General features: G+C 58.2%; 12 protein-coding genes. 1 reads left to right on the top strand and 11 read right to left on the bottom strand.

The window, feature by feature from the left end; genetic code table 11:
- Positions 1-2 precede the first annotated feature (2 nt).
- Positions 3-1,637 carry an NAD+ synthase gene (locus LAT62_RS01150; RefSeq protein ID WP_293377632.1) on the bottom strand — a complete coding sequence of 545 codons (1,635 nt, stop codon included), beginning with the start codon at positions 1,635-1,637 and terminating at the stop codon, positions 3-5.
- A gap of 214 nt (positions 1,638-1,851) precedes the next feature.
- Between LAT62_RS01150 and LAT62_RS01145 the strand changes: the two genes are divergently transcribed.
- Positions 1,852-2,400 (top strand): GspH/FimT family pseudopilin, encoded by a 549-nt coding sequence (locus LAT62_RS01145; protein WP_293377629.1) that lies wholly within the window; start codon positions 1,852-1,854, stop codon positions 2,398-2,400.
- Here LAT62_RS01145 and LAT62_RS01140 read toward each other — a convergent pair whose 3' ends face one another.
- The 10 genes from LAT62_RS01140 to ileS form a co-directional block, all read right to left on the bottom strand.
- The gene (locus LAT62_RS01140) at positions 2,401-2,856 is read right to left on the bottom strand and encodes a type IV pilin protein (RefSeq protein WP_293377626.1); all 456 of its coding nucleotides are present in this window, start codon (positions 2,854-2,856) and stop codon (positions 2,401-2,403) included.
- 29 nt (positions 2,857-2,885) lie between these two features.
- Entirely contained in the window at positions 2,886-7,526 is a 4,641-nt protein-coding gene (locus LAT62_RS01135; RefSeq protein WP_293377623.1) for a PilC/PilY family type IV pilus protein, read from the bottom strand.
- Positions 7,527-7,543: 17 nt separating this feature from the next.
- Positions 7,544-8,077 (bottom strand): PilX N-terminal domain-containing pilus assembly protein, encoded by a 534-nt coding sequence (locus tag LAT62_RS01130; protein WP_293377620.1) that lies wholly within the window; start codon positions 8,075-8,077, stop codon positions 7,544-7,546.
- A gap of 19 nt (positions 8,078-8,096) precedes the next feature.
- Complete coding sequence (locus LAT62_RS01125; protein ID WP_293377617.1) at positions 8,097-9,230, bottom strand: PilW family protein; 1,134 nt, start codon at positions 9,228-9,230, stop codon at positions 8,097-8,099.
- On the bottom strand, positions 9,227-9,715 hold the full coding sequence (gene pilV / locus LAT62_RS01120) for a type IV pilus modification protein PilV (RefSeq protein ID WP_293377614.1): 489 nt from the start codon (positions 9,713-9,715) through the stop codon (positions 9,227-9,229). Before pilV ends, LAT62_RS01125 begins: the two co-directional genes overlap by 4 nt.
- A complete protein-coding gene (locus tag LAT62_RS01115; protein ID WP_293377611.1) occupies positions 9,715-10,218 on the bottom strand; it encodes a GspH/FimT family pseudopilin in 504 nt (167 codons plus the stop codon). Before LAT62_RS01115 ends, pilV begins: the two co-directional genes overlap by 1 nt.
- 187 nt (positions 10,219-10,405) lie before the next feature.
- Entirely contained in the window at positions 10,406-11,392 is a 987-nt protein-coding gene (ispH, locus tag LAT62_RS01110; protein WP_293377608.1) for a 4-hydroxy-3-methylbut-2-enyl diphosphate reductase, read from the bottom strand.
- Positions 11,393-11,413: 21 nt separating this feature from the next.
- A complete protein-coding gene (locus LAT62_RS01105) occupies positions 11,414-11,860 on the bottom strand; it encodes a peptidylprolyl isomerase (protein ID WP_293377605.1) in 447 nt (148 codons plus the stop codon).
- 4 nt (positions 11,861-11,864) lie between these two features.
- The gene (gene lspA, locus LAT62_RS01100; RefSeq protein ID WP_293377602.1) at positions 11,865-12,413 is read right to left on the bottom strand and encodes a signal peptidase II; all 549 of its coding nucleotides are present in this window, start codon (positions 12,411-12,413) and stop codon (positions 11,865-11,867) included.
- Positions 12,413-15,220, bottom strand: coding sequence for an isoleucine--tRNA ligase (gene ileS / locus LAT62_RS01095; RefSeq protein WP_293377599.1), 2,808 nt, complete (start codon positions 15,218-15,220; stop codon positions 12,413-12,415). The genes lspA and ileS overlap by 1 nt, the downstream gene beginning before the upstream one ends.
- Between the last annotated feature and the right edge of the window lie 8 nt (positions 15,221-15,228).

The following is a 15,228-nucleotide window of genomic DNA, read 5'->3' as shown; positions in this document are numbered from 1 at the left end:
GATCAGAGGCCCGGTTTCCAGGCATGGGTGATCGGATAGCGCCGGTCGCGACCGAAACCGCGCGGTGTGATGCGCACCCCTTCAGGCGCCTGTCGGCGCTTGTACTCATTGCGATCAATCAGCCGAACCACCTGATAGACCGCCTCACGATCAAACCCGGCAGCGACAATGGCCTCCGCACTCTCATCATGCTCGACGTAGCGCTCGATGATCGGATCCAGAATATCGTACGCCGGCAGACTGTCTTCGTCTTTCTGATCCGGCGCCAGTTCAGCACTGGGAGGGCGGGTGATGACCCGCTCGGGGATGGCCGGGCTCAGGCTGTTGCGGTAGCGGGCCAGCCGGAAAACCAGGAGTTTAGGAACATCCTTCAGCGCATTGTAGCCCCCGCACATGTCGCCATAGAGGGTTGCATAACCGACCGCCAGCTCACTCTTGTTGCCTGTTGTCAGCACCATATGGCCCAGCTTGTTGGACAGCGCCATCAGCAGCACGCCGCGCAGGCGCGATTGCAGATTCTGCTCGGTCACGTCTGCCGGGCGGTCGCCGAACACCGGGGCCAGCTCGGCCATGCCGGTGTCATACAATTGCTCGATGGGCAGCACATGATAATCAACGCCCAGCAGTTCGGCTTCGGCCCGGGCGTCTTCCTGACTGATCGATGAGGTATAGCGAAACGGCATCATGACGGCCTTCACGCGATCAGCCCCCAAGGCATCCACGGCAATGGCCAGGCTCAGTGCAGAATCAATACCACCGGACAGGCCGAGCACCACCCCCGGAAAACCGTTGCGGTTCACATAACTGGCCAGCCCCTGCTTCAGTGCCTCGTAGACACTGGCCTCGGCGCTCAGCAGCTCTGCTACCGAATAGTCCCCCATGATCCGAGCGGTGCCTTCCGCGTCGCGGCTGACCTCAATCTTCAGCGTGGCGGTTTCCAGCTCCGGCAGAGCCGCACGCAACTGGCCGTTTGCATCCACGACGATCGACCCACCGTCAAAGACGAGCTCGTCCTGCGCACTGTGGGCGTTGACGTAGAGAATGCCGATCTGATGCGCCCTTGCCTGCCGCATCAGAAAAGCCCGGCGTTGCGACGCCCGGTCGACATGAAACGGAGAGGCATTCAGGGTCAGTATCAGATCGGCACCGGCTGATTTCAGATCTTCCGGCACATCATCAAACCAGATGTCCTCACAGATGCTCAGACCCAGCCGTATACCCTCACACTCCCATACTACCGGTTCAGAACCGCAGGCAAAGTAGCGATGTTCGTCAAATACCTGGTAGTTGGGCAGGCGGCGCTTGAGATAGCGGGCCACAATGGCGCCATGGTCAATCACGAACAGGGCATTGTAGAGGTGGCCGTCGACATGCCAGGGCAACCCTATAACCAGGGCTGTTGGAAGGGCCGCCTGTCGTATTTCGTCAAGCGCTTGGTCAATACGGGGCTGCAGGCTGGGCCGCAACAGCAGGTCTTCCGGCGGATACCCGGTCAGTGTGAGCTCGGGAAAGACCACCACCCTGGCCTGCTCTTCGATGGCTTGTCGTCCGCGCTCGATAATCCGCTGTGCGTTGCCGGGTATGTCGCCCACCGGGAAATCATCCTGAACCAACTGGATGCGCAAACTGTCTGTCATGGTGTTTTCTTTGCCCGTTATCCGGTTGATGGCCGCTGAGGCCGGAATAGTGAGCCCGTATTGTCGGCCAGACGGTCACAGTTGCCAAGGGCCAGGAGCAATTCGGCAGAAGAGCGCCTGAAAGTCTATACCCGAGGTTAGAGGCAGAGCACCGACAACCCGCTAATCTGAGTCGACTCGCAATCTTGATACGACATCCAGGGAGGCAGGTGTCATGCGAACGATTCAGGCAGCTTCACGGCAGCAAGGTTTCAAGCTGTTGGAATTGATGCTGGTGGTCAGCCTGCTGGCCCTGACAGCCAGCTTCGGCGGTCAGCAGATGCGTGATCTGGTCAGTGGCTCACAAGTCAGAAGCAGTGTGCACACGGTGCATATCGCCTTCCGGCTGGCCCGGCAGACCGCGGTCGAAGAACGCACCACCATTACGCTCTGTGTGCTGGACGAAGACGGTGCCTGCGGGCCGCAATGGAACAATGGGCCGCTGGTTGTTTTCCGCGACCCGAACCACAACCGACAGGTTCATACAGCGGACCAGGTTGTCCGGCAGTTTGAGCTGCCGGACAATGTCCGGCTAAGCTCGCATCCCAGCCATATGCCGTGGCACCAGTATAACCTGATGGGGGCCCCGCGCCGGGCAACCGGGGGTCACGTACGACTCTGTGCTCCGGGCGAGTCAGGAGAAAGGGCCCGCATCATCATTGCGCAGGCCGGCCGCACCCGGCTCGAGCGCTATGATGAGCCGGGTGAGGCCTGTGTGGAGTGATCAGCGCCAGCACTCGGTGACGGTATCGTCAGCGCCGCGCGTGCCAGCCTGATTCAGCGTCAGTGTGCCGCAACTGTCATTGGCCTGTACCGTATTGGCATTGGGCACAGCCTGCAAGACGAAACGGGTCTGATCTGTTTCATCATTGTCAACGGACAGAGTATAAAACGCCGTATTGCCGTCCCGCGGGCTGGTGTTGAATGGCAGATTGACACCTGTCGCCAGTTCATAGGTATTGTTGTTGATCCGATAGCGCTCCAGCCACTGCGCCAGTTCCATCAGGTCCGCCGCCGCGTCCGCCCGCCGCGTCCGCTCCTGATAGGTCTGGTAGTTGGGAATCGCAATCGCCGCCAGCACCCCAATGATACCAACCACGATCATCAGTTCGATCAGGTTCACCCCGCGAGCCCGTTTGGGCCCGCGGAACCCGGGGATATACCGGACTCTGTCCCGCATGGTGGGTGTTCTCCTCCACAGTGAAAACATCATCGCAACTGCTCCCAGCCAATTCGACCCGAGGACCCCTGATCCCCCAGTAGCCCAGGGCTCGGGTCCGGGTTGTCATCATCAGGGTCAACCGGCTGCACAATCTGCTCGACGCCCTGAATATCCTGGACGGTGCTGAGCTCTTCGCCCTGAGTCACACCGCCTACCCCTGATACCGGCACCGTGATTTCTTCACCATCGACGATGATTGTGATCATGTCTTCATCATCGAACAAACCGTCCCCATCCAGATCGAACACGGGCGCTTCCGGCCGACTGCCCGTCAGGATATCGAGTTCCATCAAATAACCGGTCCTGCCGATACCGCACGGATCAATATCAGGGATAAGGGTTGTGAAACGCACTGCATTACGACCTGCCCCGGGCGCCAGGCTGGGCCGGCTGACCACACGCTCGCCCTCGTTCGTCCCGTCATATTCGAGTCTCAGGTACCAGCCGGGCTCCGGATTGTTCTCGTCCAGTTGGTGGTCGGTAGTGGCCCTCAGCGCAAAGGTGACGTCCTCGCCATCAAAGGTAAAGTCCACGTCATCCTGGAATATGATCTCCTGTTGCAGCAACTGATTGAAGTTCACCACATTGCCATCATCAATGATGCCGTAGAGCGCCTGCACACTGTTGTCCAGTCGATCCTGATTGCGGAAATAGCTGCCGGTGCCAAATGACACCACATAGGCCCCGGTCTGGCTCGGGTGTGGCTGACCTACCGGCTTGACGGTGATCGGCTTACCGTTTTGTGTTCGGAAAATCTGGGTCAGTGTGGCCTCGTCCAGATCATCATCATCGAATTCGATCCGGTAGAGACGCCCCTGCAGATCACCGACGTAACCGCGACTGGCCACCCGGTTGTTGTTGCCCCAGTCAGTGACCATTGCCGGCGCCATGGCATTCTGTGTCCCAGGGGTGCCGTTTTCGCTACTGATAAAGGTATAGTCTTCAGGATCACTCAGGTTGACAATAAACACACCGGACTCTCCGCTGTCAGTGCCATAACCGTTACCAAACACCGCTGCCCATTCACCGCTGGGCAGACGCACTATTTCAGGATCGGTGACACCATAGCCCAGTTCATCGTGAGTGAACTCCCAGAGCACATTGTCCGTGTCGAAATCATCCTGTGGTTTGGTGACATCCAGTGCGAATACGGTGCGACCGCCGTTACCCATGGTGCCAACCAGTACCGTGTGCCAAGCAGCATTATTGAATTCATCCACCAGATAAGCATCACGAACGATGGGCGTGCCATCGACAAAATAACGGTGCTCGTAGTCAGGATCCGACAGGTAGGCCAGTGGCGCATAATCCTCACCGGGCATCTCTTCAGTCAACAGCTCTGAAGGCACATACGCGAACCACTCTTCGCCACTGTCTACACTGAAGCCATGCAGCATGCCGTCATTGGCACCAACGTAAACCATGTCCGGTCGGTCACGGTAATCCTCGTTGGCACGAAACATCGAATAGCTGTTCCCCTCCGCGCCACCGATCAAGCGGTTACCATAGTTGGCTCTGCCAACAAACTGAGGATTCGAGTTGACGATGTCACCCAAAATTTCCCGCTGTGAATTGAAGGTACGGTCACGTAATCCGGGGACCTGCTGACCATAGAGCCAGTCCATACGTTGATCCCCCAGGCCATCCACATCCATCGCCGCGGGAATGGTGGCACCCAGAAACTCCGCGTCACCATCGATCATGGTCAGAATCCTTCTGGTCGCACTGGCCCTTTCACGTAACTCCGTCGCCGCACTCCACATCATGTCCTGATCAACAAAGTCGAATGCCAGCAGGTCACCAAACCAGCCGCCACTGTCGAACTGGGCCTGAAACACTTTGGTGTCGGTATCCAGGCGCGAAGAGTTGGTGGCCACGGCAGTTGCTGAATCTGAAGTTTCCACTATATCCCTGAACACCTGCGACAGGTTTTCGGCCAGTCGTGCAGGGTCGATGGCAAAATAGTAGTTGTCTGGCAGGCCATCGCCATTGCGGTCCCAGGAGGACACATCACTCGGGAAATCGCGGCTCTTGTCATAGCCGCCCCACTTGGCCGCATAGTAAAGGGGCTCGCGCAGCAACTGAGCTGGCCCGTCACCACTCAGCTCATAGGTGTAGCTGGTTGGATCGTCATTGACACTGCAGCCATCCTCGCAGTCAGTTGCGCCGGTCGGATCTTCATAGGTATAGCTATTGATGCCGGAATGCGCATGATAGCCATCCTTCTCTGTACCACTGGTAATATAACCAAAACCGGTTGATCGACCACTGGAGTCTGCCCAGGTCCGGGTGGTCACGGTAATCTCATCATCAGTAATCTCGTAGGACAGGGTACCGTTGATATCCATATCAAAGTCACTGCCCCACTCGTGGACATCCCACTGGATGAAGAAAGAGCCTGTGCCGTTCTCCGTGTCCAGATCGATTACCCGGAAATCCGTCAAGGCACAGCGCAACCCTCCGTCTCCCTGGTTTTCACAGGCAGGCAGTATGGTCACGGCTGGTTCGGTCTCGCCCGGGCGGGGGATGTCTATACGGGGAATGGCCGAGGCCAGCGCCACACCATGGGTTCGTACGTGAACGTCTGCCGGATCATCATTGGCATCCTGCAGATCATTTCGAATACTTTCTGCCCACGCATAGTGCGCCAGGCCAGCAATATGGTAGGTGCCGTCCTGATTGGGCGCTTCCGGACACAAGCCGGTAACGTCTGCCAAAAACCCGAGAGACTTGGCGGTACACAATGCATTGCCGCCGCCAAAAAACGCTGTCGTATTTGTCGCATGCAGCCCTTCACCCTCACCAACCCGATTGGTCCAGTAGTCAACACTCTCATTGGTGTTCAGATCAGAAATTCCATCAAGCTCTTCACCATCGAAAGAGGAATAACTGGCATTGAAGTTCACCAGGTTCAAATTGGCACACCAATTGTCATTGCTCAGCGGGTCATCCCAATCTTCACTGGTCAGGCCACTGATTCTGTCGTCGGTGACTTCAAAAGCCGATGTCGGGTCTTCTCCGGCAAAGTAACGCACGGCTTCCAGAAACATTTCGGCCTGAGGGTTACCCCAGTTCATGCACTTGCCGTCTTCCATATCACTTTTGTTGACACCGACTCCGCAGTCATCGCCCGCTCCGGTATAGACACCGGTGTCGTGGTTATACCCATAAATACGCAACGCATTCATCGAGCCGACAATGGAGCCGATTGCGTCCCCATCTCCATCAAGCGGCTGAACGAATTGTCCGGTGTCTTCATCCACCTCGTCGGAGAAGGTTTTGATATTCTTGCGCAAGGTGCCGCCAGACAGGTTCTTGTCATAGGTGCCGGTCAACAGTCCGAAATCGATGTCTCCCGAAGCGCCATATTCCTGCAGCAGGCCGGTCGGTTTGAATTCACCATTGGGGTATTCGGTGCAGGCTTCTCCGTTTACCGGAGATTCGTTACAGACCTCAACGCGAGCCACATAGTTTTGCTGGCCAAGACCCACTTCCGAGCGAACCGGATTGTCCGAGTTGCCGCGCAACCCGGAGGCTGTCATGTAGTTGCCGTTACTGAAATTGACACCCCCAACCTGCATGGAGTTGGTGCCGGTGCGATTCTCTTCGTCAGACCACTGGCACTGCCAGCGTTCGTTGGCCGTCCACAGGCTGTAGTCCCCTCTGGCCGCTCTGATCAGCGGAGGGTCGGTGACATTCTGCGAGCGAGTCGTGTCAGTGGCCGTGGTGTTGCAGAAACTGACGCCGACACGCGACAGGTTTTCGATCCGCCAGTTGGACAGCGTGTCCCCCACCCGACTGGCAGGCGTCACATTGGTAATCTGTACACTGATCTGATTATTGTTGTAGCTCCGACTGTAGACCACTGCCTCCAGAGTGGCAGCATTGGCCGCTCCAGTAGGGGTACTCAAAACCCGGATCTGGTCACCGATCTGGATATCACCCTGATTATTCCAGCCCGTCAACGTCAGGGTTTGTCGGTCTCCGGTCGCGTTACGCGAGCCGGAGGGTATCTGGAAACTGGTCGAACTGTTGAACGCAAGTGGGCCATCGTCTTCGGTGCGCACTCTGTCGGCAGTTGTGCCGTAGGGTGTCAGTTTGCTTAGATCATCACCATTGTAATATCTGACCCAACTATGGGCGTCATTGGGCAGGTAGCTGCGCTCAAGCACCGTCAGGTCGGTATCATCTGTCGAGCGATAGCCACCATAGAGAATCTTGCGCACCACATCTATCCGAGCCATCGACACCCAATTGAGGAAATTGCCGCTCCAATCACCGCCGGAAACATTGTCACAATACCCATCAATGGCGGCCCCTGCAGGCGAGTAGCGATTGTTGGTTGTATCGTAGCTGTAACACTGATTGGGATCGAAATAGCCGTAATACTCGAAGCTGTGCGTGTAGGTAAACTCGATATTGCCATCACCCGTCAGGTCGGCATATTCCGGGTAAGCCTGGAAAAAAAGCTGATTGTCGTTGGACATGTTCAACATGACCAAGGGCGCAATGGCCTGAGTCAGGAACAGAGGTGACTGAGCCAGGTTGGCCTGAGCGGACGTGGCCAGCAGAATGGAGCAGCTCAGACCTGCCGCCAATTGCAGGATCTTAGTCTTGAGTCTCCGCATTACAGTTGCCTCCCAGATTATTCGCGAATTCTTACAGTCGACTGCAATACGACAAAGGTGTTTGTGGTTCGCCCAGTTCCCTGAGCCGTGATGGTGAAGATTTCGTCACACTCGGCACTGGCATCCTGCCCTGTTGCACAGACCACGCCACGTTCGGCAATGTGATAGCGAGGCATTTCCGCATAATTGCCGGTTGCCATGGCCGCCGGCATATCTCCGACATCCAGCTGCTCAAAACCAACAGCGTCATCAGTCCATTGGTTGTCATCGGCCGGCCACTCGCCCGGATTGTCGAGGCTGCCGACACCCAGAAAATCGAAAGGATTGGCCAGCAACTCGCGTTCACCGGTGCGCAAGGCAATCTCGGCAGCATTGAAGGCCTCTTCAACATCACGCTGATTGGCTGACATCCGCTCCTGCAGAATCGTGCCCTGCATGGCGCTGACACCCAGCAAGGTGACTGCGACCAGCAGCACCAGAGCCACCAGCAGAGCGGCGCCGCTCTGACGGCGGGACGACAACCGAGAGTAACTGTAACGATCAACACTCATCTATTGCTCTCCCCTCGAGTTATCGCAACCGGTTGCGCAGGCCGATGGTCTGAGTAGCCAAAACCCGGAGGCGCCTGTCTCCGCCCGGCCCAGCAGCGGTATCCGGCGTCGGGTCCACTTCAAGTCCGAGCAGATTGTATGTGCGGGTATTGGTATCCGGATTGCTATTGTCCGGCGAGCGCAACAAGAGTGCCAGGCGCACACTGACCACGTCGGACCAGTCGTTCACGTTGTCGGCTGGCACGTATTGAGTCGCAGACACGGCATTGGAACCACCCGCCACCCCATAGAGAACCTGCATGTTCTCGACGCCACGAATCAGTTCCTGAGCCGCTCCGCCGTTGGGTTCCAGACGCTGAGTAAACAATGCCGGTTCACCGTCAGACATGCCGACAAAGTAGGCACGAGTCTGGATCTGCAAGATTTCTATGCCGAGGTTTGGGGTGTAGGTCAGACTGGCCTGAGAATTGCCCGGGTTGTTGCCACCGGCACTGATGGTGATCCGATCGTTCGCCTGATTCCTCTTCTGCACCAGGTTGCCTGCAGAGCAATCGGTATCCGATATCATGAACAGGTCGTTCTGGCCAATATTTGCAGCAGCCCCCAGATCAATCGTCACATTGTTGGGGTTGATGGTGACACCAGCAACATTCACACCCAGTCTGCGGGTTCCGGAGAGCACCAGCACATCGGTGCCCCGGACCACATTGCCGACCAGGGAAGGGTGAAGCCCGCCTGCCCCGTTGCTCCAACTGTCTCCGTCCGCTGGCAAATCAAAGTTTTCGATCTCGAATACGTCGTCACTGTCCGGCCCGGTATCATCGAATTCCCAACCCATAACCGGCAGATCAAACCACAATTGCTCGTCCAGGTCTCCGGAACCGGCATTGTTCAGCAGATTGACCCGATTGGAGGAACAGCTCCGGAACCCGGCACTGCGGCCATCACGCTGCAACCGGTTGAAAGCAAACCGGCTCTCCTCCTGCATGCGTGAATAGCTCTCGTTGGCTCTGAACGTCTGGCTGGACCCGATAAACAGGTTGGTGGCACCGGCAATCAGCACCAGGCCGAGACCCAGGGCAACGAGAATTTCAATCAGTGACAGGCCAGATGCACGCTGCCTGCCGGTCAACATTTGCCTGCGCTTGCTCATAACTCACTCACCAGTGTGATGCTCTCTGTGGCTTGATCCGGGTCGTTGGGGTCACCGTGCCGGTCATCCACCTCGACCCAGCGCACTGTGACGGTAACCGTATCGCCATCTCGCTGAATTCGCCCATTGCCGGCCGGCAGCAGGCAACGAAGCGAATTTCTCCATTCGTCAATGTCATTCTGCGCGATACTTTCGCTATTATCAGGCTGCCAACCGGAATCGCAGGCCACGCCATTACCCATAAAGTCCAGCGGCGCATAGTCATCCAGATTGTTCCGATTGGCGCGCAGGCGCTCCATCATGTCGGAGGCGAGAAAAACAGCCTGAGTGCGCCCCTGGGCATGCTGGTTGCTCTGCATGGCATTACCCAGCATGGCGGCCAGGCCCAGCAGGCCGACGGCGAGAATCACCACAGCGACCAGTACCTCGATCAGCGACACACCATGCTGCCGGGAAGAAGATTGTGAATACTTTATTGATCTCATCAGCAATCTACCTCCGTCACCATGGGCCGCCCGGAGGGTCGGATGTCAACCTGCCGTGCCCGAGGCTGGCCTGCAGCGCAGTTGGGCGGCCGAAAAGTGAATCTCGGTGTATTGTTCGCTACCCGAGCACCCTGACGATCAAACTCCACCTGAGAGCCCCCGACATCCTGCACGGCAACAGTGACATTGCCTGGCGGGTCGTAGAGCCGGACAACCGAATTATTGGTGCAGTTATCATTCGTGTTTACCACACACCAGCCGTTGTCGAAGTCCAGTCCGCCATCATCACGCGCCAACACTCGCATATTGGCTGCATCGCGTACTGCTTCGCTGCGTGCCAGGGATACGGCGGTTGCCAGGTCATTGGCGGCGGCACGTACCCGCTGGTTCTCGACCAAAGTGGTCAGATTCGGTATGGCGATCAGAGCGACAATGCCGACAAGTGCGACGGTAATCATCAGCTCGATAATATTGAAGCCTCGGCTGTATGGCTGCTTACTCATCTAGCCCATCCTGTTGTTAACGTCTGCGCAGGCATCATACGCCATTTTTACAGGTGAAAGAGTAAATGGGTCAGCAGTAGATCACCAGAGCGGAAAAGCGTGGGCGGTCGAAATCCGTGTATAAACGGTCAAGGGGCACCCGAACTGTGAACTCATTCACAGCATTCTGCGCTCAGCGGGGTGGCCCTCAGATGTTGCGCGCGTCGATACGCAGTTCCCGAGGCAGGCTGAAGGTGACATTTTCCGGTGTGCCGTCCAGTGTTTCCACCCGGGCGGCACCCATATCCTGCAGGTGCTGCACCACCGCCTGTACCAGCACTTCCGGGGCAGAGGCTCCGGCCGTGATACCGACCACCGGCCGGTCAGCCAGCCAGGCGTCCTGAATCTGTGATGCTTCGTCGATCAGATACGCCCTACAACCCATGCGTTCTGCCAGTTCCCGCAGGCGGTTGGAATTGGAGCTGTTGGGGGAGCCCACAACAAGCACCAAATCACAGGCCTCGGCCAGCGCCTTGACGGCATCCTGCCGGTTCTGGGTGGCATAGCAGATATCATTCTTGCGCGGGCCCTGAATAGCCGGAAACCGCTCCCGCAGGGCGTCAATCACCTGTGCGGTGTCATCCATGGACAGGGTTGTCTGGGTGACATAGGCCAGGCGTTCCGGGTTATCGACCTGCAGCGTGGCCACGTCTTCAACGGTTTCCACCAGATACATGGCACCGCCTTCACGGGCATTGAACTGGCCCATGGTGCCTTCGACTTCCGGATGACCGGCATGGCCGATCAGCACGCACTCCATGCCGTCACGGCTGTATTTCATCACCTCAAGGTGTACCTTGGTCACCAATGGGCAGGTCGCGTCGAACACCCGCAACTGGCGGCGTGCGGCCTCTTCCTGCACGGCTTTTGACACGCCATGAGCGGAGAAAATGACCAGTTGATCGGCCGGCACCTCATCGAGTTCGTCGACAAAGATGGCGCCCTGGCTGCGCAGCTTGTCCACCACATAGCGGTTGTGCACCACTTCATGACGCACATACACCGGCGCACCATAGATTTCCAGCGCCCGGTCGACGATATCAATGGCCCGGTCGACACCGGCACAAAACCCCCGTGGATTTGCCAGCTTGACCGCTTGCGGGCCGCTGTCGGGCTTGTGGGTCTGTACAGACATGGTCCTATGCTCCGGGTTCATTCAGTCAGCCGCCGCCGGGGCCGGGTTGACCGCGACAATGCGAACGCGAAAGGTCAGGGTCTTGCCGGCCAGCGGATGGTTGAAGTCCACCTTAACATAGTCCCCGTCCAGCGATACAACCACGCCGGGCAGCTCGGCCCCGGCGGCATCGGCAAAAGACACGACGACACCCGGCTCTAGCGGATAATCCGACCCGAATTGATGGCGTTTGAAGCTCTGCATATTGTCCTCGCGGCGCGGGCCGAAGGCGTCGTCCGGCGGCACTTCAAAGGAAGCTTCTTCACCGGCCTGCAGTCCGATCAGCCGCTGCTCGAACCCGGGGGGCAGATTCTCGTCGCCGATAATCAGGGTAGCCGGGTCGCTTGCGAAATTGCTGTCCACAATCTCACCGTCCGGCAGCGCCAGCTCGAAATGCAGGGTGACCTGATGATTCGCCTCGATCTTCATGACCTTATGATCTGCCCTTGCTCTGTTGCTCCTGGTGTTGCTGGCGCGGAGCCAGCCAGAAGGCATCCACCAGCAGCATGACGGCACCAATGCTGATGGCGATATCCGCCACATTGAACGCCGGAAAATGATAGCCCTGCCAGTAGAACAGCAGGAAATCGGCCACGTGGCCATACAGGATCCGGTCTACAACATTGCCGATGGCGCCACCGAGAATCAGCGTCAGGGTAACCGGCATCCAGCGAGCATTACGTGGCAAGCGCAGCAACCAGATCAGCAGCACCAGACTGACCACCACGGCAACCACGGTAAAGAACCAGCGCTGCCAGCCACCGGCGTCCGCCAGCAGGCTGAACGCTGCCCCCGGGTTGACCGTATAAATCAGATCAAAGAAGCCCGGGATCACCGTGATCCGCTCACCGAACACAATGTGAGCGGCCACCAGATGTTTGGTCCACTGATCAAGCACCAGCACCGCCAGCGTAATCAACAGCCAGCGCGCCTGGCGCGGCTGCAGGCCGAAGCGCTGCATCAGCGAACCCTTTGCTGCCATCAGGCGTAGAGCCTCTGTTCGCCATCGCCGGCCACATTGGTGACACAGCGCCCGCAGATGTCCGGGTGGTCCGAGTCTGCGCCGACGTCGTCTCTGTGATGCCAGCAGCGCACACATTTCGGCTTGTCGGAAATGGTGGCCACCACCTTCAGGCCTTCCACGCCGGAGTCCTGTGCCTCTGCCGGTGCATCGCCAAGCGGCTTGACGGCCGCCTGCGAGGTGATCAGCACAAAGCGCAGCTCGTCACCCAACTGTTCCAGCACAGTGCGCATGTCATCGGTGCAGTAGAGCGTTACCTCGGCACCCAGGCTGCCGCCCTTCATGCCTTCGGAACGCATCTGCTCCAGCACCTTGTTGGTGCCCTCTTTCGCCTTGATGGCCACTTCCCAGAAGTCGTCACCCCACTCGGTGTCGTCTTCCAGCAGGCGCACGCCGTCATACCACGTATTGAGGAAGACCGATTCGGCCTTCTCGCCCGGCATGTGTTCCCACAGTTCTTCGACCGTGAAACTGAGAATCGGCGCAATCCAGCGCACCATGGCGTTGAAGATATGATACAGCGCGGACTGCGCACTGCGCCGGGCCAGTGAATCGGCCTGCGTGGTGTACTGCCGATCCTTGATGATGTCCAGATAGAAACCACCCAGCTCCAGCACACAGAAGTTATGCACCCGCTGATAGACGTTCAGGAACAGGTAGTTGTCATAGTGGCGGCAAATCTCGTCCTGCAGCTGCGCGGCCCGGTGCACCATCCAGCGGTCCAGCGCCAGCATGTCATCCAGCGCCACGCTGTGCGCGGCCGGGTCAAAGCCGTTCATGTTGGCCAGCATGAAGCGGCTGGTGTTGCGGATCCGCCGGTAGGAATCACCGGTACGCTTGATGATGTCCTCGGAGCAGGTCATCTCGCCACTGTAATCGGTCGAGGCGATCCACAGGCGCAGCACATCGGCGCCCATCTTGTTGTTGATCTCTTTCGGGTCCACCACATTGCCCAGTGACTTGGACATCTTGTGGCCATTCGGATCAACGGTGAAACCGTGCGTCAGCACCTGCTTGTAGGGCGCTTCGCCATTGATTGCGATCCCGGTCTTCAGGGAAGACTGGAACCAGCCGCGATGCTGGTCCGAGCCTTCCAGATACATGTCGGCCGGATACTGGCCCAGTTCCGGGCGCTTGCGCAGCACGCTGTGGTGCGTGACACCGGAATCAAACCAGACATCCAGCGTGTCGGTGACCTTGTCATAGTCTGCGGCCTCGTCGCCCAGCAGTTCGGCCGGGTCCAGGTCCCACCAGGCCTCCATGCCATCGACTTCGACCCGCTGCGCCACCTGCTCGATCAGCTCGGGCGTACGCGGATGAATCTCACCCGTGGTATTGTGCATGAACAGTGCGATGGGCACTCCCCAGGTACGCTGGCGGGAGATACACCAGTCCGGGCTCTGGTCGATCATGCCTTCCATGCGCTGCTGACCCCAAGACGGTACCCAGCGGATGCCGGGGATTGCTTCCTGAGCATTCTTTCTCAGATCGTTTTTGGTCATGGACACGAACCACTGCGGCGTGGCGCGGTAGATCAGTGGTGTCTTGGTGCGCCAGCAATGGGCATACTGGTGCTGAATCTCGGTATGCGCCAGTAACGCATCATGGGCCTGCAGGCGCTCGATCACCAGCGGGTCGACCTTGTACACATGGACGCCGGCAAAGCCTTCGATATGATCCCGATACAGGCCGCCATCAGTCATGGGGTTGATGGTATCAATGCCGTATTTCTGGCAGATCAGGAAGTCGTCCATGCCATGGTCGGGGGCGGTATGCACGCAGCCGGTACCGGCATCCAGGGTGACGTGATCGCCCACCAGTACCGGCACGTCATAGCCATAGAAAGGATGCTTGAGGCCGAGACGGTCCAGTTGATCGCCGCGAGCCGTAGCCACAATCTCGTACTGGCTCCAACCATACCGCTCGGCCAGGCCTTCGACCAACTCGCTGGCCAGCACGTAATGGCTGCCATTGGCTGCTACCAGGGCATATTCCAGCTCGCGCCCCAGACTGACGGCCAGGCTACAGGGAATGGTCCAGGGTGTGGTGGTCCAGATCACCACCTTGGCGGCCTCCGGCGTGGAGACACCAAACGCCTTGCCGAGTGCCTCCAGATCCACCACCGGATAACCGACATCAATGGACTGCGAGGTCTTTTCCTTGTATTCCACTTCGGCCTCGGCCAGCGCCGATTCGCCCACCACACTCCAGTAGACCGGTTTGTAGCCCTTGTGCAGGTGGCCATTCTCGATAATCCTGCCCAGCGCCCGAATGATGTCGGCCTCGACCTTGATATCCAGCGTCAGATAAGGATTGTCCCAGTCGCCGAAAATGCCCAGGCGCTTGAACGAGGTGCGCTGCCCGTCAATCTGCTTCAGGGCATACTCGCGACATTTGCGGCGGAAAGTCTTGTGATCCACCTTGTCTCCGGCTCGCCCGATCATGGTCTCGACCTTGTGCTCGATGGGCAGGCCATGACAGTCCCAGCCGGGCACATAGGGGGCGTCGTAACCGGCAAAGGTTTTCGACTTGACGATGATGTCCTTCAACACCTTGTTCACGGCATGACCGATATGGATATCACCGTTCGCATACGGAGGGCCGTCATGCAGAATGAACTTGGGCCGCCCGGCAGAAAAGTCCCGAATCTTCTGGTAAAGACCCGTGGCTTCCCACTGTTGCAGGCGCTCAGGTTCACGCTGCGGCAGGCTGCCGCGCATGGGGAAATCGGTTTCCGGCAAATTCAGCGTGGCTTTATAGTCAGTCATGGCCTTGT

It is taken from the genome of Natronospirillum sp. (genome assembly GCF_022565775.1).
Classification (GTDB): domain Bacteria; phylum Pseudomonadota; class Gammaproteobacteria; order Pseudomonadales; family Natronospirillaceae; genus Natronospirillum.
This window is presented reverse-complemented; position numbering and strand designations above follow the sequence as displayed.

Excerpts from the sequence above, each read along its gene's own strand:
- LAT62_RS01125 (WP_293377617.1), bottom strand. The coding sequence starts at position 9,230 with ATGAGCAAGCGCAGGCAAATGTTGACCGGCAGGCAGCGTGCATCTGGC.
- LAT62_RS01145 (WP_293377629.1), top strand. The coding sequence starts at position 1,852 with ATGCGAACGATTCAGGCAGCTTCACGGCAGCAAGGTTTCAAGCTGTTG.
- ileS (WP_293377599.1), bottom strand. The coding sequence starts at position 15,220 with ATGACTGACTATAAAGCCACGCTGAATTTGCCGGAAACCGATTTCCCC.
- LAT62_RS01140 (WP_293377626.1), bottom strand. The coding sequence starts at position 2,856 with ATGCGGGACAGAGTCCGGTATATCCCCGGGTTCCGCGGGCCCAAACGG.
- LAT62_RS01115 (WP_293377611.1), bottom strand. The coding sequence starts at position 10,218 with ATGAGTAAGCAGCCATACAGCCGAGGCTTCAATATTATCGAGCTGATG.
- LAT62_RS01130 (WP_293377620.1), bottom strand. The coding sequence starts at position 8,077 with ATGAGTGTTGATCGTTACAGTTACTCTCGGTTGTCGTCCCGCCGTCAG.
- LAT62_RS01105 (WP_293377605.1), bottom strand. The coding sequence starts at position 11,860 with ATGAAGATCGAGGCGAATCATCAGGTCACCCTGCATTTCGAGCTGGCG.
- ispH (WP_293377608.1), bottom strand. The coding sequence starts at position 11,392 with ATGTCTGTACAGACCCACAAGCCCGACAGCGGCCCGCAAGCGGTCAAG.
- lspA (WP_293377602.1), bottom strand. The coding sequence starts at position 12,413 with ATGGCAGCAAAGGGTTCGCTGATGCAGCGCTTCGGCCTGCAGCCGCGC.
- LAT62_RS01135 (WP_293377623.1), bottom strand. The coding sequence starts at position 7,526 with ATGCGGAGACTCAAGACTAAGATCCTGCAATTGGCGGCAGGTCTGAGC.
- LAT62_RS01150 (WP_293377632.1), bottom strand. The coding sequence starts at position 1,637 with ATGACAGACAGTTTGCGCATCCAGTTGGTTCAGGATGATTTCCCGGTG.
- pilV (WP_293377614.1), bottom strand. The coding sequence starts at position 9,715 with ATGAGATCAATAAAGTATTCACAATCTTCTTCCCGGCAGCATGGTGTG.